This is a genomic window from Gordonia aquimaris, from assembly GCF_026262595.1.
Classification (GTDB): Bacteria; Actinomycetota; Actinomycetes; order Mycobacteriales; family Mycobacteriaceae; genus Gordonia; species Gordonia tangerina.
Window position 1 is genome coordinate 41930 of record NZ_JAPKFM010000025.1, and the last position, 18127, is coordinate 60056.

General features: G+C 64.7%; 20 protein-coding genes. 11 read left to right on the forward strand and 9 right to left on the reverse strand.

The annotated features are described in order from the left end of the window. Positions 1–423 precede the first annotated feature (423 nt). The 7 genes from OSB52_RS19645 (at position 424) to OSB52_RS19675 (ending at position 5568) form a co-directional block, all read left to right on the forward strand. Positions 424–1083, forward strand: a complete 660-nt coding sequence (locus OSB52_RS19645) for an Ltp family lipoprotein (RefSeq protein ID WP_266063211.1) — start codon at positions 424–426, stop codon at positions 1081–1083. Positions 1084–1203: 120 nt separating this feature from the next. Continuing rightward, complete coding sequence (locus tag OSB52_RS19650) at positions 1204–1599, forward strand: hypothetical protein (protein ID WP_266063212.1); 396 nt, start codon at positions 1204–1206, stop codon at positions 1597–1599. An 88-nt stretch (positions 1600–1687) separates the two neighbouring features. Then, positions 1688–2665 (forward strand): hypothetical protein, encoded by a 978-nt coding sequence (locus tag OSB52_RS19655; RefSeq protein ID WP_266063213.1) that lies wholly within the window; start codon positions 1688–1690, stop codon positions 2663–2665. Between the two features lie 16 nt (positions 2666–2681). After that, a complete protein-coding gene (locus OSB52_RS19660) occupies positions 2682–3647 on the forward strand; it encodes a hypothetical protein (protein ID WP_266063214.1) in 966 nt (321 codons plus the stop codon). Positions 3648–3728: 81 nt separating this feature from the next. Beyond that, the gene (locus OSB52_RS19665; protein ID WP_266063215.1) at positions 3729–4052 is read left to right on the forward strand and encodes a WXG100 family type VII secretion target; all 324 of its coding nucleotides are present in this window, start codon (positions 3729–3731) and stop codon (positions 4050–4052) included. Between the two features lie 42 nt (positions 4053–4094). Beyond that, positions 4095–5306, forward strand: coding sequence for an Rv0964c family protein (locus OSB52_RS19670; protein ID WP_266063216.1), 1212 nt, complete (start codon positions 4095–4097; stop codon positions 5304–5306). Further along, positions 5293–5568 carry a hypothetical protein gene (locus tag OSB52_RS19675; RefSeq protein WP_266063217.1) on the forward strand — a complete coding sequence of 92 codons (276 nt, stop codon included), beginning with the start codon at positions 5293–5295 and terminating at the stop codon, positions 5566–5568. The genes OSB52_RS19670 and OSB52_RS19675 overlap by 14 nt, the downstream gene beginning before the upstream one ends. A gap of 110 nt (positions 5569–5678) precedes the next feature. Here the strand turns inward: OSB52_RS19675 and OSB52_RS19680 are convergent, their stop codons facing one another. The 6 genes from OSB52_RS19680 to OSB52_RS19705 form a co-directional block, all read right to left on the reverse strand. After that, on the reverse strand, positions 5679–6410 hold the full coding sequence (locus tag OSB52_RS19680; RefSeq protein ID WP_266063218.1) for a hypothetical protein: 732 nt from the start codon (positions 6408–6410) through the stop codon (positions 5679–5681). Further along, positions 6407–6640: a hypothetical protein gene (locus OSB52_RS19685; RefSeq protein WP_266063219.1), complete on the reverse strand. Its 234-nt coding sequence runs from the start codon at positions 6638–6640 to the stop codon at positions 6407–6409. The genes OSB52_RS19680 and OSB52_RS19685 overlap by 4 nt, the downstream gene beginning before the upstream one ends. A gap of 127 nt (positions 6641–6767) precedes the next feature. Further along, a complete protein-coding gene (locus tag OSB52_RS19690; RefSeq protein WP_266063220.1) occupies positions 6768–7589 on the reverse strand; it encodes a hypothetical protein in 822 nt (273 codons plus the stop codon). A gap of 169 nt (positions 7590–7758) precedes the next feature. Next, positions 7759–9018 (reverse strand): TY-Chap domain-containing protein, encoded by a 1260-nt coding sequence (locus OSB52_RS19695; protein ID WP_266063221.1) that lies wholly within the window; start codon positions 9016–9018, stop codon positions 7759–7761. Between the two features lie 137 nt (positions 9019–9155). After that, complete coding sequence (locus OSB52_RS19700; RefSeq protein WP_266063222.1) at positions 9156–10163, reverse strand: poly(ethylene terephthalate) hydrolase family protein; 1008 nt, start codon at positions 10161–10163, stop codon at positions 9156–9158. Between the two features lie 25 nt (positions 10164–10188). Continuing rightward, positions 10189–11748 (reverse strand): zinc-binding metallopeptidase family protein, encoded by a 1560-nt coding sequence (locus tag OSB52_RS19705; protein ID WP_266063223.1) that lies wholly within the window; start codon positions 11746–11748, stop codon positions 10189–10191. Positions 11749–11980: 232 nt separating this feature from the next. On the opposite strand from OSB52_RS19705, the gene OSB52_RS19710 reads away from it, so the two are divergent. Then, positions 11981–12694 (forward strand): TetR/AcrR family transcriptional regulator, encoded by a 714-nt coding sequence (locus OSB52_RS19710; RefSeq protein ID WP_266063224.1) that lies wholly within the window; start codon positions 11981–11983, stop codon positions 12692–12694. 56 nt (positions 12695–12750) lie between these two features. Here OSB52_RS19710 and OSB52_RS19715 read toward each other — a convergent pair whose 3' ends face one another. Both OSB52_RS19715 and OSB52_RS19720 read right to left on the reverse strand, forming a co-directional pair. Further along, complete coding sequence (locus OSB52_RS19715) at positions 12751–13368, reverse strand: maleylpyruvate isomerase family mycothiol-dependent enzyme (RefSeq protein ID WP_266063225.1); 618 nt, start codon at positions 13366–13368, stop codon at positions 12751–12753. A 76-nt stretch (positions 13369–13444) separates the two neighbouring features. Continuing rightward, positions 13445–14311: a hypothetical protein gene (locus tag OSB52_RS19720; RefSeq protein ID WP_235721572.1), complete on the reverse strand. Its 867-nt coding sequence runs from the start codon at positions 14309–14311 to the stop codon at positions 13445–13447. 253 nt (positions 14312–14564) lie between these two features. Here OSB52_RS19720 and OSB52_RS19725 point away from each other — a divergent pair, with 253 nt between their 5' ends. From OSB52_RS19725 to OSB52_RS19735, 3 genes are all read left to right on the forward strand, one after another. Beyond that, positions 14565–14987: a hypothetical protein gene (locus tag OSB52_RS19725; protein WP_266063226.1), complete on the forward strand. Its 423-nt coding sequence runs from the start codon at positions 14565–14567 to the stop codon at positions 14985–14987. Positions 14988–15045: 58 nt separating this feature from the next. Continuing rightward, positions 15046–15624: a DUF3558 family protein gene (locus OSB52_RS19730; protein WP_266063227.1), complete on the forward strand. Its 579-nt coding sequence runs from the start codon at positions 15046–15048 to the stop codon at positions 15622–15624. A 143-nt stretch (positions 15625–15767) separates the two neighbouring features. After that, entirely contained in the window at positions 15768–16985 is a 1218-nt protein-coding gene (locus OSB52_RS19735; RefSeq protein ID WP_266063228.1) for a Fic family protein, read from the forward strand. Between the two features lie 31 nt (positions 16986–17016). Here OSB52_RS19735 and OSB52_RS19740 read toward each other — a convergent pair whose 3' ends face one another. After that, positions 17017–17979: a DUF808 domain-containing protein gene (locus OSB52_RS19740; protein ID WP_266063243.1), complete on the reverse strand. Its 963-nt coding sequence runs from the start codon at positions 17977–17979 to the stop codon at positions 17017–17019. Between the last annotated feature and the right edge of the window lie 148 nt (positions 17980–18127).

Here is an 18127-nt window from a genome sequence, read left to right on the forward strand (position 1 = left end):
GCGACGAACATGTGCCGCGATCCGAGACGTCGGCGCTCGGTGTCGGCGTGCACTCCTACGCGTCGAACTCCTGACTTATCGAAGACGCGAATCGTGTGCCCCGAACAGATCCGCAGCAGACCGCGGCCATCTCGGTGCTCATCGTGGCCCCTCGCGGAGACTGCGAACAAACTGACGGTAAAAGTTGTCAGACCTCGGTTCTACTCTCTGAATCAGTTCGTCAGAGATCGGAATGCACGCTCTCAGAACCGCGAGCACTACGGCGCGCGACCGTCCGCAAGAGCGGGTGGGTCGACGGAGCGTGAGCGATGTTGCTCTGGTGCACAGCGGTATTCAGATTGCCGACGACTCGGTCGCCACGACCACCCGCTGACGCATCCGCCGATAGCCGATCAGCGCACCACAAGATACGAAAGGTTCACGATGACTCAGCACAACAACGACATGCCCACCGCGCAGTGGGGCCAGCCGACGCCTCCTCAGGGCAGGAAGGGGTGGAGTCGGCGCAGGAAGATCGTTGTCGGCGGTGTGGCCGCCTTCGACATCCTCGGCGGCATCGGCGCGGCGATGGGCGGCTCGGACACCGAGACCAAGGAGGTGAATGCGTCGCCGACCAGCGTTTCCGCGCCCGCGCCCGTCGAGCAGGCCGTTGCCGAGCAGGCCACCGTCGCGCAGGCTCCGGCCACGGCCACGCAGGTGGTCGACACCACGACCACCGAAGCACCCGCCCCGGCCCCCGAGCCGGCTCCGGCGACTCCGAGTCTGACCAGCAGTCAGCGCAACGCCGTGCGCGCCGGCGAGACGTATCTGGACATGATGGGCATGTCCAAGCAGGGTCTGATCCGCCAACTCAGTTCCGATGCCGGAGATGGGTTCTCGGTGCAGGACGCCACCGTCGCGGTCAACCACATCGAGCAGCAGGGTGATGTGGACTGGAATGAGGAAGCCGTACAGGCGGGTCAGACATACCTGGACATGATGGGGATGTCGCGTTCCGGCCTGATCCAGCAGTTGACGTCGGATGCCGGCGACCAGTTCACGCTCGAGCAGGCGACGTACGCTGCCGACCAGCTGGGTGTATGACCGGCGACGTCGGGTCGTGGTTGTTATTGAATACCTCTCTTTAGTAACGACTTCCCGGCTACCTGGACACCCAGGACTCACCCGCATACTCGGTGCGGACCACAACAAAGGAGAAATCGCATGGCCAAGGACGGCTGGGAGTTCTGGCGCCTCACCCGAGTTGGCAGCACCACCGTGGACTGGCTCGCGGCGACCAGGCCGGAGGCTCGGGCGCTGGTCGATCAGCGCAAGGTGTGGACGTTCATCCCGAATCGTTCGACCTTTCTGGCGAACTGGTTCGTGACCGAAGATCACCATCGCGCATCCGATTTCGTGTGGACACACGAGAACATCGACATCGTCGAGGCACGGCAGGTCGCCGTGGAGGTGCCGAATGTGTCGGCCGACGATCTGAAACGCATGATGAGCCCGACAGCGGAACTCACGCTCGAGCAGATCGACCGCTACCCCGTGGAGAAGCTGCTCGGCAAGCGTGTGGCAACCATCTTGAGTGATCGGCGGGTGCGGTCGGACTGAGCCACATCGCGCCGGCGTCACGCCACCGCGGTTCTGTCGCACCCCCGTCATAGCCTGCCCGCACACCGCCACCACCGAGGAGGGACCGATGCCTGTCACCACGACCGAGAACCGTCTGGAGTTCGTGTTCCCCGACGTCCATCCGGACGCGCGCCTGTTCATCACCGTGCACCGCACGCTGCGGGTTCCCGACGACGACACCACCTACGGCCTGCCGCCGGGGCTCGGTTCCTTTCAGCTCACTGACGTCGGACAGGTCCGCAGCTGGGCCGGCGACTGGTCACCCGGTGATGTGCTGCTCCCGATGTGGCAGGCTGAGGCGGCGTGGTTCAGCTTCTCGGCCCCCAGCGACTATGCATTCCTAGTCCGGATGTCGGTGGGCGGCATCAACGCCGTGACCGGCGACGACTTCACCGCTGAGGTCGACTTCAGCGGCGAGGACTACTTCGAAGTGCCCACCCAACCGTGGCTCGATGGGTTCCGCATCGATGAGACGACGGTGCGCCAGTTTGTCGCCATGCCGCTCGGCAAGGGCTACTCCGCGGCCGAGCAGCTGATCGGTGTCGACGACGCGGCAGTGCGGATTCAGGTGACACCCCTGAAGGGCGAAACGTGGGACCGCCGCCAAGCCCAACAGCAGACGGTGGCCGACTGCGGCGAGACCATGGCCCCGATGGCAGCACCCGATGGCGCGATCGCAGCACCCGGTTCGGCGATGGGGATGGGCGCCGGCGGGTCGATCACCCAGTCGGTCGCGGTACCGATCGAGCCGAAGGAAAATTGGGCGATCGGCGCGCACACTCACGCCACCCTGCGCATCATCAACAGCATGCAGTGGCAAACGCTCACCGGGACTCCCCCACACCATGCGCCACCGACGATCACCGAGTACCAGCGACACGGGTACCCGTGGTTCGAGTGGTACGACGACTCGCTGGCACGGCAGGGATCGTCGAAGTTCGCTGATCTCGGCACGGTCAAGCAGGTCGGCGACAAGCACGGCAAACAGCCGCTGCCCGACAATCCGAGTTTCCCGCCGCCCACACCGCACATCGTCGGCGGCTGACCGAGGACCCAGCACGATGCCCACCAACCCCGTCGGCATGGCCGACCACCTGGTCGCGATGTCGTCGGCCGGTGCCCGCAGCGGGTTGCGGCCCGCACCCGATCCGGCGGCGCTGAGCTCACTGCTGAGTCACTGCGAGCCGGAGAATGCACGTGACGCGTTCCTGCGTTTCACGTGGTCCAACCGCACGCCGCAACCACACCCGGTAGCGCAGACTCCTGGTCCGTGGCAGTGGTGCCGCCGCCACCCGATCGTCACGGTGGTGATCGCGTTCCTCGCCTGGGCGTTCACGACTGGCATTGCCGGGGGCCAACCGCTGGCGGGCCTGGCGCTGCTGGTTGTGCTCGGCGGTGTCATCTATTGGCTGCAACGCCGCGCAAATAGTGAAAAGCGTCCCGCTGCAGCACCTATGAATCCGTGGCCCTACGGCGCCGAGCGCATACCCGCCTACGGTTCACTCGCCGGCGAGTCGACACTCCTGCGTCCCGAAGCCGAACTGGTCGGCGTCGCGGTGCTACTGGTGGAGACCATCCAGGCCTCGCCCGTGGTGCGCAGCGACCTCATCTACACCGGCACCCTGCTCGAGCAGATCAATGCGTCGCTCTACACGATCAGCCATCAGTGTCACCGCATCTGGTGGATTCGGTCCTCGCTGGAGAAACCCGAATCGACCTCCGATGTCGGGCGCGCGTTGCAGGCGGCGATCGACCAGCGCGTGCAGCGGGTGGAGCAGAACTGGCGTGAATTGCTGGGCAACGTCGCCCAGCTCGCCGAACTGGCCGCCGACTTCGATCAGTACGCGAAGGTGTTGCGCGATCACGCCCGGCACCACCGGTTGATGGCCGACGGCTACGGCATGCCGATCCCGTCGGCGCCCGACCCGCAGTGGCAGTACTTGCAGGAGGTGCAGGCCAACCTGTCGGCGCAGGTGGGCTTCCTCAACGACACGGCGGTTCGGGTGAGTGCGGTGGATCTGGGGTGAGCGGTCGCGGTACATGCAAGCTGGCTCAGCGCCTGTGTAGTCCGAACGGGCTATGCAACCTCGCGTTGCTAATCTTCCACCATGACCGACCTCGAAGTCGACCCGACTGAACTTGCCGCCGCGCGTGCTCGGATCGCATCGTGGCACGGTGACTGCGTCGAGCAGTTCAGCCGAACAGGAGCCGTGATCGGCGACAGTGTATCGGCTGGCTGGTCAGGCACGTCCGGCCAGGCCATGGCCAGGATGGCGTCACGCTGGCAGACCGACCATCAACGTCTTGTCGACCGCGTTCATCGGCATACCGAGGAACTCAGACTCGCCCACGACGCCTTTGTGCAAGCAGAGCAGAACAACTCAGCCGACCTGACTCCGTCGACCACCGATCGACCGTTGAAGCTGGACTAAATGGTTTCTGTCGGGGACATAGATAAATGGAACTCTGAGACGGTGCGTGAAGTGTTCCATCAAACGCAAGCCAACATCGCCAATTGCGATACAACGATCACCCGCTTTACAAATCTGTCGCTTTTCGACACATGGTCCGGCAGAACTGCCGAAGCGTCAAAGGACTCCATCAGCGAAACAATCAAGGACTTCACGGCCCACCGAGACCAAGCAGCCACAATCAGCCTTGCGGCGAAACAAGCGGCAGACGACATCGATTCCGTGAAGGCGAAGCTGGCCGGGCTCCGCGCTGACGCCGAAGCGCTCGGTCTAGCGGTTCAGCCAAACGGCACGGTTGACGGCCCAACTCCCGCTCTGTGGCCCACCTGGACGTCCGCCGAGCAATCAGACTACCTCTTCAAAAAGCAGGATCTCCAGGACCGGCTCGACAACCTACTCATCGAAGCCGGCCGTGTCGACGACGATCTCGCGGCAGTAATCGATGGCGCTGACGGAGATCTTCCGGTCACCGACGTGGACCCTCTGAACAACACGAGCAGCATAACTCGAAAGCGAAATCAGATAGAGGCATTCCGCGACGAGTTCGGGACCGAACCAAAAACTGCCAACGACTGGAAGCTCGCCGAGATCCTGGATACAAACACCTACAATCCGGTCAATCGGGGACTCGATTCCTCTGTTGTCGTAAAGCCAATCGACAAAGTGCCGGGCGGTGGTCTGCAGCGAATCAACGCGTTCATACCTCGCGAGAGCGTCAACAACATCCCACACCAGAACCGCGGAGACGCACGCGGATTCGACGCCGGCGCGGGTCCCGAAGACAGTCGAGTCTCCATCTATGTCGATTACGACCGGGGGGTAGTCGTAATGCGGCAAAACCCGTCTGTCGAAATTCCATCGGGGGCAGCCAAGGTGGGCACGCCAACGATGGGAGTTGCGCAAGATGGCGACCGGGTCCAAGTCACCTTTGAGGCAAAGGACCCTTATATGCCCTTCTACGACCAGAAGGTCGGACAGTGGGTTTCGAGCACTGCCGGAACCAGTGTCCGCGGGACACTGATCACCGAGCCGTTCGACGGCGCCGCACCAGCATTAGAAGGCCAGGTAACGAACTATCCCGCCTGGGAGGTGTACAACGACAGCAACTCGGGCACCACCACTCCTGTGTATCAGTTCATGCCCGACCCCTCCGATCCTTGGGGTCCTGTCAAGCACCTGCCCGGCCATCACGAGGTATCCGTTGGAAGCAACTGAGTCCGAACAACAGCCGCCGAACAAGCTGCGTCCCTACTCGCTGAAGCTGTTCGCCATCGCCATCCCTTTGAGCTATCTGGTGTTCATCGTGGCATTTTGGGCAATCGGCGTACTACCCAACCGATCTCCCGGCGACCCGAGCATCGCATCCAGCTTCGCCGTCGTTAGCCTTTGGTATGCGCTGTCCTGCTATGTCTGGATTCCCTTGACATGGATCGCAACGTCATTCGCGATTGCAGCCTTCGGGCGACGAAAACGCTGACTCTTGCGCGCTCCATCTCTCGCAGGCCAACCTGCCGGCGGAGGCTTTGGTGGCTCTTCCTGATTGACGGTGCGTGAAACAGGTAGAGCCCGAAATCGGCGCCTAGACCGTCAGTCCCGCACGGCCGCCCGCAGATACGCCTCTCGAAGGAGATTCCAGAACTGCTCAGCATCGATCGCACTGCCGTAGCCGTAGACCTCCGAGTAGAACTGCACAACGGAGTCCGAACCGGGAAACTGCGCGTAACCGATCAGGCTCTGCTGCTTGGTCGCCACCTGTTCAGGATCGGTAGGCACCGTCTCCACGGTGCTGTTGACCGCGAATGTTGCAGAAGCCGGGAAATCCGTGGGAGGTTCCATGGGCTCCGAAACCACCGTGATGTGGCCCTCGCCGGGCACCGTTGCGGTGTGGTCCCCACAGCGCGAAAACAGTTCTTCGACATCCGTTGAGAACTGACCACCACGAATGATGAAGTCGCCGAATGAGGGTGCCGATGGCGCACGCTTCTCCGCATAGATCCCGACGCGCTGTGAAGCGGCAGTTGCATCGGCCTGTTGTCGGTAGAGGTCTTTGCACTCAGCCGGATCGTATTCACGGCTGTTGACCATCAGCATCTGGGTGTCACTCAGCTCCTGAGACGAATTTCCCGGGTAGATGTCATATCCGTCGGGCAGATCGGAACTCTGGAGCAACCGCTCGTCGGTTGCCGCAGTGGACGCACTCGTGCCGGAGGGATCGACCGTCGTATCCCCGGAACTGCACGCGGCCACAAGAACCAGGACCGCAGCAATACACATGGCCAGAGTCACGTGTTTGTGGCGAGCTTGTTCTTTCGATGTCATTGCCTGCTCCCTGGGTCCGGAGCCGGCACACCGAGTTGAGCAAGCCATGCAGCATCTTCGTGGTCGACAGGAGTCCAGCTCGGCGCGTTGTCAAAAGGCAGTCGGACGCTATCGACGCCGGCCACACGGACGTCAGATTTCTCCAACTGGTAGTCGTACTCGACGGTCATGTACCTGATGCCATTCTGCTCGATGGAACCAACGACGGCCCGCAACTCCTCGTCGCTCATGAGTCCCCGTCCTCTACGGCTGCGTGCACGTCACCGTACCCAACAGTTAGACGCACCTCATCGCCCGTCGGTTCCATCGAGCTCGTTCCCGGACCGCCTGTGGATGGAATGACGTTGGCCAGGCGCGTCACCCCGCCACCGAGCACCGACCTCGAGCGATCGCAGTCTCAATAGTCTGCTGTCCCGGCTGCGACACCTGCGTCTCGATGAAGTCGTTGAGCATCTCCGGCGGCGTTCCGCTGCGTTCGGCGACAACGACTTCCTCCCACGTTTCGTAGTCGGCAGGGTCGTCGAAGACGATGACGCCAACGCCGTGTTCTGTCGCCGCCTGCTGAACGTTGCCGAGTGTCTCGACATACGCGTCGGTCAGCTCGTTGCGCATCTCGATGAGGACGTACGCGTGCGTCGATGCGCGACGATGTGCCAACGCCTCGAACACTGCGATTACATTGAGCTTCGCCATCGGGTTGACCTCGAACGTGACGATCTCAAACTGCTGATGCGGGACGTGCTTGAAGGTCTTCATTCCCACCGCGACCAGGTCAGGCCGGGTCCAGTACCCACCAGTGGGCCGACGGCCCTGGTGTGCGGTCTCCTCGATCACCAAGGCGTTGAAACCTCGGTCCTCGGCCCAGCCGGTCTTCAGGGTCGCGAGAATGGGTTCGTACAGTTCAGTCTCGGCGACCGGTGGGCGGATCGTCGCGGAGCACGCCGCGTCGTCGACACTGACGTCGGAGTCGTCGGTTACCGGTGCGCGACGCAAGGCCCCGCCGCGTCCGCGTGCCCGCACCACAAGTTGCTTCTCCAGCAGGCCGGCGCGAGCGCGGTCGTATCGCAACCTATTCCAGCCGAGATAGGTTCTCGCAGCCGTGTTCCCGAGAGCCTCACGCGAATCGGGTAAGGCGACGAACAGGTGATACTCATCGATGGTCAGTTGCAGTTCGTACATCGCGTCCGCTCCTCGACTCGAGGACGTGCCCGTCTGACCGCTGGCAACAGTCCGTCGTGCTTCGGTTCCCCTCGAAGCCTCGCATTCTCGGCAGCAAGATACGGCTGATTCGCTCAATAGGCTGGCAAACCTTGCGGCCCGTATTCCTCCGTTCAGCGCACCTACCACCTCACCTCCCCCGCCTCATCTCCGACGCCACGTTAAGCTCCGCCGCCACCCCGATCGCGTCCAGCAGCACCGGCACAAATCGCCGCACATCACGGGGTTCCGGCATCAGCGGTTCATCGCAACCGGCGGCCGGCTCCCCGTCGGGCCACTCCTCGAGCCATTCGCCGCAGATACGCGCGTACCGGCGCAGCATCGGTGTGTTTGCCTTGGTGTCACGGGCGATTCGGGATGGGGTGACGCCGCACGGGTCGGCGACCCAGCGTGTGATGAGGGCGACCAACCCCGTGGGCATCTGGCCGTGCGGCGGCCCGTACTGGCCGGCCATCTCCGGGTGGAGTTGTTCGACGATGTCGATGGCGCCGGACGTACAGAACTCACGCCAGCCGTCCATCGCGGCTAGCAGGTTGGCGGGATAGAACGTGGTGCATTCCAACGCTCTGACCGCGAACACGTGATCTTTGGCCACCACGATGGCGACGTCGGGCCACCGCGACGAGTGCTCGGCGACGACGGCGCCAAGGAGCTCCATGTCGGGCATGCAATGACCGACCACCGTGCAGAACTCCAACCGCATGGCGTGCGGGGACACCAGCAGTTTGGTGTAGATGCCGTCGACGTCGGTGAAGCGGATGGCGCCATCGTCGACCGGACAGTGGTGTCCCCAGGTGGCGGTCAGCGTCTGCGCGGCCATGGTCAGCAGATGTTGGGCGTCGTCGGGGATCACGCCCGGCGATGCCTTGCCGCTGAGGGTCAGCACTCGTTCCTTGGGTCGGTTCTCTGCGCGGAGCTTCTTGGCCACCGGGCTGAATGGGTCGTGCACGTTCAGCACCGACGGATGCTCGATCTGCCAGACCTCACGCAACGCCGTCTCCGCGTCGCGCACCAGTCTGTCGACCGTACGTTTGCCCGACTCACGAATAGTCCTGCCCGATCGCAGTTTTCGCCATTCGAGCCTGGCGAGAGCCTTTCGCTGCTCTCGGGCCTCCGGCGCTTGATGCGATGGCCAGAAGTTGGTGAGCGCCATGTCGCCGACCGTGCATCGCGCCCTCCCCGCTCCGGTCATGGTGAAGATGAGCAGGGGTCGTCCGGTGCTCTCTGCTCGGCTGAGTTCGATGAACTCGTCGCGTTGCGGCCTCCCCACGCTCGCGGTGAGCCGTGTGCAGAACTGTCGCCACGCCACATCTGCGTCGTCGTCGAAAGCCGCAGCCTGGTTGTCGGACATGCATCCCCCTATGCCATCGGCCATCGGCGATGACCGCATGCCCTGCACGGTAGGAAGCAGCTCTGACAAGGCACGGGGCTGCGGATCAGTTGTCCACAGGGGGAGGTTCAGACCACGCAGCACCTCGAGCGTTGCGCCCGGCGGTGAGAGTCCGTGCGAGCCACTGACACCACCGGTCAGCCCGGCAACCCTGCCGCCACCCGGTTCCGCAATGCATACGCCAACGCCGGATCATCACGCAGCCCCCAGTCCGGCCCGACGAATTCGGCTCTGGCACCGGGGTCCTGCTTGAGAGTGTGGTCAAACCAGCTGAGCAGGATCGGCGCGAACGGGTTGTGCGCGGGGTCGTCGACGGGTGTGAAGTGTCCGACGCCGTTGGCGCACAGCAGGTATGCCGGAACGCGCCCAGCGAGTTCGTATTGCGTCCAGCGTGCCCACAGGTAGTGCGGCACCACCACGTCGTTGTAGCCGGTCAGATACAGGGTCGGAACGGTCAGCGTCGCACCGATCGCCACCGGTCCCGGCTCTACGGCCGCGGCACTGCGCACGGTGATGCGCGGATCGATCAGGCGCCAGACATCTGCCGGCAGGCTGGCGGCCTGCTGGGTGGCGGCGCCACCGGCCGAGTGGCCCGCAACGGCGATCCGACTCAGGTCGACCCGGTCGTGCAGCGCCGACCGACGATCGGAGTCGGCCCTGGCCACCGCGGATGCCGCAATCGCAGGCAGGTAAGCGAACGAGTTCACGAAGTCGTAAGGGATCGCGACCACATATCCGTTGCTGGCCAACATCTTCGCGGTGAGGTCGTAGTTGCCGGGTTCCGACAGGATGCCCCCGGTCCAGAGCACCACCGGCAGCCGACGATCGGGTGGGGTGTTGGTCGGGTAGTACAACGCAACACCAATCGGACAGGCCAATCCGTTCGGGAATGTCTGCGAGCACTTCAGGTCCGAGTGATTGTTCCCGAACGCGTGCACCAGACCGTTCGAGATCGCACCGTACAACGACGTGCAGGCACCCACATCGAGAGTCTGTGCGGTGCGATACGGGCCGGTCAGCGAGCGCTGCATCGCGGTGTCCGTCGTCGAGGGTGCGGCAGACGCGACGACGGGGTGGGCGAAAGCCGTGACCGCGACCGCGAGTGAGACCACGGCAACGCAGAGCCGGATGGCGAGAGCAGACATGACAATGATTTCCTTCGCGTGAGGATCACAGAGGCAGGACGGGTGCGCCGATCTGAGCGCTCGACCTTCGTTCCAACGTGCGAATGGCTTTCGAGAACGTCTCGATCTGCCCGGCCATCAGATGCTTGTCGAGCTTGTCGATCACCCCGTTGGCGGGCGCGGCAGTCAGATACGTCTGCGACGAGATCAGCGACATCGTGGCGATGCCGCTCTTGTAGAAGGGTGCGCCTTCACCGAAGTACAAGGCGGGCAGCGGATCACACGTGACGGTCCGCTCGTTCGCGGTCCCGCGGGCGCTGGCCAGGTAGATCGACCGCATCGCGGGTGTGGTGGTGTAGCACCAGCCGACCTCGGGCCGCCCGGTCGGCCCGTAGTGACGGTGCTGCGGGTCGTCGAGCCATTCGCGACACCCCAGATGTTCCAGGGTCAGTGCTGCAACAGCTTTCCGATGTGCACCCTTGCCGTCCCACCATTCGGGGTGCATGCGCATCCATCGACTCGACGCTTGCATCGTGCCGATCCCGTTACCGACCTCGGTTTCGAATTGCGGTAACTGGAAGTGCCCGGTGACGAAGACGAACACCAGGGTTCGTCGGCGTCGGTGGGCCGGCACCTGAGCGAACTGTCGGGCCAGGGAGATCAGCCCGATGCCGCCGTTCTCCTCGGCGACGTTGGGCCCATCGGTGTGGGTGTTGACGATGACGGTCTCGGTCGGGTCGGTGCCCGGGAGGACGGCGAAGACGGTGTCCGTGGCCGCGCCGAGCGCGCGACGGGCGTGCATCACCAGCCGCGCCGATGCGCCGCGGCGTGCCGACGCTCTGACCCGTTCGGCCTCTCGGGGACCCACCCACACCGCGGGACATCCCTGATAGCCGGTGGTGAACGGCGCGTACTGGTCGTCGGCCAACGCCTCGCTGACGCCGGTGCGAATGCAGATCACGCCGCGCACACCGGCTCGCACAGCATTTTCCAGCGTCGGGGCGCCGACCGCATCCGACACGCTCGGCAGGTACGCGATCGGATCCGGCGGCGCCGCGTCGACCGGGTACTGCCCGGAAGGCCGATAGCCCACGGTGATCGGCAGCGGTAACACCGGCACCTCGACCACGGCGATCTTGCCTCGGGCCGGCTCCCACGCACCGATCTGGCCGAGCACACCCAGGTACTGCAGCGGCGCAGTGATTCCGTCCGGTCCGGTGACCCCCGAGTACGGGAAGTAGAAGGCGACCGGCACCGGCGTGCCGTCGATGGCGAGTTTCCAGCGCAGCGGGTCCCATCGGTCGAAGGTCAGCCGGTCGCGGTGGACGTCGAGGCCGATGCGGTCGAGGTCCGCTTCCAGCGAGTCGATGAAGCGGCGATGGGCGGGATTACCGGTCAGCCGAGGTCCGTGATCGGCGAGTTCCAGATTGCGATCCCAGATCTCGTCGGTGCTCAGCCCGCGGGGAAATCCACCCGGTGCAGCTTCTGCGGCGCCCGGCCGTGCGGCGAGCATCGCGCCGGCGACGCCGACTCCAGCCGCCTGCAACAACCGGCGACGACTCAGCGCACGACCTCTCAGCCCAGACGAATTGGGTTGCCCAACCATTCCATCTCCCCTGACCACGACGGCCCGTGAACGTGATGTGGCTCACGGCGGTGGCATGAATGTAGCCCCGTTCGTGAAAGAAAAACAAGAGCGTACTTTTATCGGTGGCGGCGGACTGTCGTGTCCCTCCGCCGCCTGAGTGACTGTCTGCGCAGGTCAGGCGGCCAGATCGTCGTCGTGATAGCTTCACGTGGTCATCGACGTCCCGTACCGCTGGAGGAAGACCCCGATCATGGCGACCAGTGGCGGCGAGGCGGGAGGTGCGCCCGCGGATCCCCGCGGCATCGTCGCCATCGTGCCGGGGGTGTTCTTCATTCCCCCGGCGCCGCTCCCCCGAGGTCGGCACAGCATCCCTCGCGTCCAGATCGACGCCGCCCAGCAGGAGCGGCTCCTCATCGCGCTCACCGAACTCGTCGCAGCCCGGGGCTATGCCGCGGTCAGCGTCGCCGACATCGTCGAGCGGGCGCAGGTGTCGCGGGCCGCGTTCTACCGGGTGTTCGCCGACAAACAGGCGTGCGCGCTGGCCGCCTACGACAGATTCATCGAAGTGTTGCTCACCGGCATCGCGGCACGGCTGAATCCCGAGCAGAGTCTCGCCGACTTCGTGGACGCATGTCTACGCGGCTATCTGGAACCGATGCAGCGCGATCCGGTGGTGGGCCGCGCTTTTCAAGTCGAGATCGACGCGATGGGTGCGCCCGCCCGGCAGCGTCGGCGGCACTCGTTGCAGCTGTTCGCCGACACCGTGGCCGACCATCACCGCCACATCGCCGACACTCGGCACGAGGGCGACGTCCTTCCCCCATCGGCATATCTCGGCGTCGTCTACGCGGTCCGCCAGATCACGTCGGATGCCCTCGAGACCTCCGACCCGGTCGATCTGCTCGCCTCGATCCCCGAACTCTCCCGCTGGTTGCTCCGACTGCTCGACCCGGCTGCGACGTGACGTTTATGGACTGAGGGTGCGTCGGCATCCCCGGTCGGGTTCTTGCCGGTTGGCGGTCACCCGAGGTGGCCCACACCATCCCCGCTCAGATCTGCGATCCCCGCCGACCGACCGCTGAGCACCAGCATCAACGACTCGGCCGGCCCTTCGACGACGGGGCCGTCGCCGCCGGTCCAGTCGAGGTCGGTGGCCACCCAGCGGACCGTCGTCGGCGTGGTGCCGAAGATGTTCTTGCCCGCGTTGGCGACCAGGAAGTCGAGCACCTCCCGGACACGGTCGGGCTCGAAGTCAGCGGCGATGCCGAGCGGTCGGCGGATGTCGAGGCCATGCACGAGGGTGTCGGTCAATGGTGCGCGCGGACCCTGCCCGGGCGGGGTGAAGCGTTTGTCGGCCCTGTCGCGCAGCGTCTTCGGCAGATCGGAGTAGCTGCCCGCGACCTTTGCGGCCATGGCGATGTTGGCGCGATCGAAGTTGCCGCGGGCGCGCAGCATCGCCAGCCCGAACGCGGGGATCGACACCACCAGCGGCACCACCAGATGGGCCACCACGTCGCGGCAGGTCCAGCCGCCACACAACGACGGCGTGGCCCACTGATCGTCGGTGAAGGTGCTGGCCAGATCGGCCAGGCGGCGGCGCTCATCAGCGATGGCGGTGAAGATCTCGTCGTCGTTCACGGGGCACCGTCGCTTCCATTCCGCGGCCGTCTGGTCGAGGTCTATGGTCACACGGTGAGCGGCACTTGGTGCGCTTTTACTCCCGGCCGAGCGTTTTCGCCAGCGGCGCAAGCGCATCCAGGTAGATCGACGCCAGCATCTCAGATTCGTCGGCGGTGTTGCGCATCCGGCCGGCCTCGGTGGCGTCCCATTGGGCGTCGACCTCGTTCTCGAAGTCGTCGATGGCGCTGACCCGATCCAGCCAGTCCCGCTTGTCCTGGCGCTGCTGGATGGCGGCCACGATCTGCTGGTACTCGCCCAGCGCGCCGAGCCGTTCGACGAGTCCGTCGAGCCGCCGCGACAACAGTTGCGCCTTGGCGGCGTAGGTGGTGACGACGTCGTGGTCGGCGGCCAGGTTGGTGGGCGGATCGCCCAGGAGCGAGATCTGGTCGCGGACGTTGGCGGCCGACGTCGCCAGCGCGGTCACCTCGGCGGCGAGGTCGACGCGGACGCCGTGACGGTCGAAGAAGTCGAGCTTCCAGGCCGGGTAGTCGCTCACGCGGTCGGCGACCAGGCCGGCGGTCGCGGCGATCTGTCCGATCGATTCGGTGCGGAGACGGTCGACGTCGACGAGGTCGGGGTCCCACCGGTGTGCCGCGAGTTGCCGGTACTGCTCGGACTCGGCCGGTTCTGCCTGTTCCTGGATGGCGCGGCACCGCGCCCAGCGGCGGGCGCTGGCGGCGCGGAGGTCCTCGGCAAGTTCCGCCAGCGGCTCGTTTGGGGTGTCGGGCTGCGGGTCGGAGTCGGCGGGCAGCGACTTCTGGGTGGACGATCCGATCCGTCGGACCCGGTCAGCGATTCCTGTGCCCAACGACCGGACACCGTCGACCACCCAGGACCCGACCACCACCAGGGCAACCGCGATCGCCGCCACCACGACGACAATCACGAGGAGCCTGATCACCTCTCCAGTACAACACGATCAGCGGGGTCGCCGGTGAGTTCGGCGCGCTGACCTCGGTGGATGAGGTCGGCCGGACCGAATCAAGCCTGTCAGGGATAACCGCGTGATCCACCGTCGGCGGCTTCCGACCATCACGACTGGTAGCCGGCCCGCTACGCTGACCTCGCGGGCGAGAATCGTCACTTCGCTCGCAGGCGTTGACGCGGGAACCGCAACGGGGGTCTGTGCGTCCAATCAACGTGGGAGGACATCTGTGACTGGCGACAAGAAGTTGGGGAGTAACGCCCTCGAGCCGTGCGTGGCGATGCCGGAGATCACGGCGGCCCCGAATCCGCTGGATTGGGGACAGCCGGTTGACGGGGTAGGTGTGCTGTCTGAGCAAGGGAAGTGGGCTGCGCGGGCGGCGGATGCTCGGAAGGCGGCGGAGTCGCTGAAAGAGGCACTCGCGGTTGCGGAGCCAGTATTAAGAAGCAACTACTTCGGCCAGGGCTGCGCAGAGGGAGCGGCGTTACGAGACTCTCTGCTCGCGGTCGTTGGCACCAACGGTTCCTGGCGGAACGAGATCGTTGACCAGATCAACCGGCTCAACGATCTCGCGGACCAGTGTGACCGTGCGGCCAGTGAACTGTCCGCAGCTGACCTGGACTCAGCCGCGGGACTCCGCCATGATCAGTAGACGCGCTCCAAGGGCACCACGCACCACGCTACTGTCTCTTATTCTGGCGTCAATCTCGTTGACGATTTTCGCCTGCAGCACTGGCCCTGAAGCAGAAGTCGGGACATCAAGCACCACATCGCCCGCTAGCGTTCGCCAAACCGACGCGGCTGGAAGAACTCTGCCGTTCGAGAACCCGTTCGAGAAGCGCTGGAATAGTTCAAACGACGGAACGCCTTACGAGCCGTGTACAGCCGTGGACCAGCGCGTTGCGGACGAAGTGGGCTTAGATCTGTCCACTACCGCAGACGCAGCTGCCGTATCAGGTCAGACGCTTCGAGGCTGCCGATGGGACTACGCTGGTGAAGAAGTCGGCGGCTGGGGTGCGGATCAGGTCGTCGCCGATTTTGAAAGCCTCGAGTCTTACAAGAATGACAACAAGCTCTTCAATTGGCGCCCAGACATCACCCTGAACGGCAGAACTGTCGGAGTCACGTCGATGAACGATACGAACTGTTTCACATACGTCCAGTCGTACCAGTCCGGAGTCACTACAGCGGCCTCGTACCGAACGCTTCCCGCGCCCACCTTAGATGAGGTCTGCGAACGGGCTATCGAACTGACGAAAGCCACAATCGACAAGATCCCCAACGGCTGATTCCACCCAGTCGGACCGCGATGTCGCTCGGCAAGACGAGACCCGATGTGATGGGCCACTGACTTCACGCGGCCACGCAAGCAAGCGAGGGCAAGCCACCATCATGCCCTCACTTATTCACTAACTGAAGGTATGGTCGCCTCATGCCCTCACTTTCTGCCGACAACCGCAGCCAGAACCCCTGGCCCGCGGTGTCCAGTGAGGTTGTCGAGTGGTCCCCGACCATTCCTGCTGACTTGCTGACCCGGGCGCAGCGCGAGCGGTACCGCGGTCCGTACCGTGCAGCTCTGGTCCCGCACGTCGCCGACCTGACCCCGCATGTTTCTCCCGAGACGTCCGCCCTGGTCGCCGAGGCCAGTTCGGTGATCACCCGTTTCGATGCCGAACTCGGCAACGAGCTCGCACCCTTTTCCGCCATCCTTCTCCGCTCCGAAGCTGCGTCGTCGTCGCAGATCGAGAATCTGTCGTCGGGCGCCAAGCAGATCGCGCTCGCCGAGTTGGGCAGCCGAGAGAAACGCAACGCCACCGAGATCGCCGGCAATGTTGCGGCAATGACTGCGGCCATCGAGCTGGCCGACCGACTGGACACCAACGCGATTCTGGCTATGCACCGCGCTTTGATGGAGGACACGAGTCCCCAGATGGCTGGGCGGTGGCGCGAGGATCAGGTATGGATCGGCGGGACCAGCATCGGCCCCCATAGCGCCGACTTTGTCGCGCCCACCCCCGCGCATGTGCCTGGTCTCATGGACGACCTCATTGCATTCTCGCACCGCGCCGATGTTTCGCCGCTGGTCCACGTCGCGGTTGCGCACGCCCAGTTCGAGACCATCCATCCATTTCCCGACGGCAACGGGCGGACCGGCCGCGCGCTCGTGCAGGCAATGCTGCGCGCAAGCCCGCTGACGCAGAACGTCACCGTGCCGGTGTCGGCGGGGCTGCTCGCCGACACGCGCAGCTACTTTGCCGCGTTGGATGCCTATCGGTCTGGCGATCTGTCGGCGATCGTCGAAACGTTCTCGTATGCAGCGCTTTCCGCCGTAGACAACGGCAGCCGACTGGTCTCTGATCTGCGTCGCATTCGCGAGTTGTGGGGCGAACGCCTTCGTGCTCGTCGGGGATCGGGCGCCCAGAAGCTGATGGATCTCCTACTCCAGCAGCCGGTGGTGGATCGACGAGCCACCGCGGCCGCGTTGGGCATCTCCCCCGACAACGCCGGCAGGGCCATCGACCCCCTAGTCGAGGCGGGAATCCTGCGCGAGTTCACCGGATTCACTCGCAACAGGATGTGGCAGGCAGCGGAAGTCACCGACGCGCTCGATGAGTTCGCGGGGAGGGCGGCGAGGCGGAGCCGGCAGTGAGGTGAACGTGCCGGAAACCGGAACGTTCACCTCAGTGGGATGCGTCGGCGTGCTTGCCGCCCCGCTTCGGGATGACGTGCATGATCGCCACGATGATCGCGCCGATCACCAACCCCACGAGCGCGGAGACCACGGTCCCCGCCGTCCACGACAGAACACCGCCCAACGAGTGGGACAACTCGTGGAACCAGTGCTCGATGTCGTGCAGACGGTCAGCGGGCCAATGGAATCCGGCTTCGCCGACGTTGACGATCAGGATGTGCCCACCGACCCACAGCATCGCGGCGATGCCCACCACGGTCAGGGTCGACATGATCTTCGGCATCGCCTTGACCAGGCCGCGGCCGATGCGTTGGCTTGCTGTCGACTTGCGTTGCGCCAGTGACAGTCCCACGTCGTCCATCTTGACGATCACCGCGACGACGCCGTAGACCAGCGCGGTGATGAGGAAGGCCACCACGATCAGCACCAGCAAGCGGGTGAGGAACGGTTCGGATTCGACCGACGACAGCGAGATCACCATGATCTCCGCCGACAGGATGAGGTCGGTGCGGATGGCACCGCTGACCATGGACTTCTCGAACTCGGGGCCCTTTGCCACGGCCGGCACCTCGTCGGCGTCGTGGTGTCCGTGGCCGCCGCCGAGGGCTTCGTACACCTTTTCGGCACCCTCATAGCTCAAGAACAGTCCGCCGGCGATCAGCAGATACGGCAGCGCTTGCGGCAGGAACTGGCTGAGGATCATCGCCACCGGCAGGATGATCAGCAGCTTGTTGCGGATGGACCCGACGGCGATCTTGCGGACGATCGGCAGCTCGCGGTCGGGGGTGAAGCCGTGGACGTAGCGCGGCGTCACGGCCGTGTCGTCGACGACGACGCCCGCCGCTTTGATGCTGGCCTTGCCGGCCGCCGCACCGATGTCGTCGAGCGACGCCGCGGCCGCTCGGGTCAAGGTCGCGATGTCGTCCAACAGCGCAACGAGGCCACCGGCCACCAGAACCTCCCGGGTCAGACGCACGAGTCATCGATCAGTATGCCCCGCTGATCTGACGTGCGGCGGACGCAGGGGCGAGCGCATCGCGAGGGTCGCGAAACTGTCGTACCCCGTTCGTATCGTCGTCGTCATCGGCAGCCGCCGGTCC

What these genes read in the sequence shown, in the direction of transcription:
- OSB52_RS19645 (WP_266063211.1), top strand. Translation starts at nt 424, where the DNA reads ATGACTCAGCACAACAACGACATGCCCACCGCGCAGTGGGGCCAGCCG.
- OSB52_RS19650 (WP_266063212.1), top strand. Translation starts at nt 1,204, where the DNA reads ATGGCCAAGGACGGCTGGGAGTTCTGGCGCCTCACCCGAGTTGGCAGC.
- OSB52_RS19655 (WP_266063213.1), top strand. Translation starts at nt 1,688, where the DNA reads ATGCCTGTCACCACGACCGAGAACCGTCTGGAGTTCGTGTTCCCCGAC.
- OSB52_RS19660 (WP_266063214.1), top strand. Translation starts at nt 2,682, where the DNA reads ATGCCCACCAACCCCGTCGGCATGGCCGACCACCTGGTCGCGATGTCG.
- OSB52_RS19665 (WP_266063215.1), top strand. Translation starts at nt 3,729, where the DNA reads ATGACCGACCTCGAAGTCGACCCGACTGAACTTGCCGCCGCGCGTGCT.
- OSB52_RS19680 (WP_266063218.1), bottom strand. Translation starts at nt 6,410, where the DNA reads ATGACATCGAAAGAACAAGCTCGCCACAAACACGTGACTCTGGCCATG.
- OSB52_RS19685 (WP_266063219.1), bottom strand. Translation starts at nt 6,640, where the DNA reads ATGAGCGACGAGGAGTTGCGGGCCGTCGTTGGTTCCATCGAGCAGAAT.
- OSB52_RS19690 (WP_266063220.1), bottom strand. Translation starts at nt 7,589, where the DNA reads ATGTACGAACTGCAACTGACCATCGATGAGTATCACCTGTTCGTCGCC.
- OSB52_RS19695 (WP_266063221.1), bottom strand. Translation starts at nt 9,018, where the DNA reads ATGCGGTCATCGCCGATGGCCGATGGCATAGGGGGATGCATGTCCGAC.
- OSB52_RS19700 (WP_266063222.1), bottom strand. Translation starts at nt 10,163, where the DNA reads ATGTCTGCTCTCGCCATCCGGCTCTGCGTTGCCGTGGTCTCACTCGCG.
- OSB52_RS19705 (WP_266063223.1), bottom strand. Translation starts at nt 11,748, where the DNA reads ATGGTTGGGCAACCCAATTCGTCTGGGCTGAGAGGTCGTGCGCTGAGT.
- OSB52_RS19710 (WP_266063224.1), top strand. Translation starts at nt 11,981, where the DNA reads ATGGCGACCAGTGGCGGCGAGGCGGGAGGTGCGCCCGCGGATCCCCGC.
- OSB52_RS19735 (WP_266063228.1), top strand. Translation starts at nt 15,768, where the DNA reads ATGCCCTCACTTTCTGCCGACAACCGCAGCCAGAACCCCTGGCCCGCG.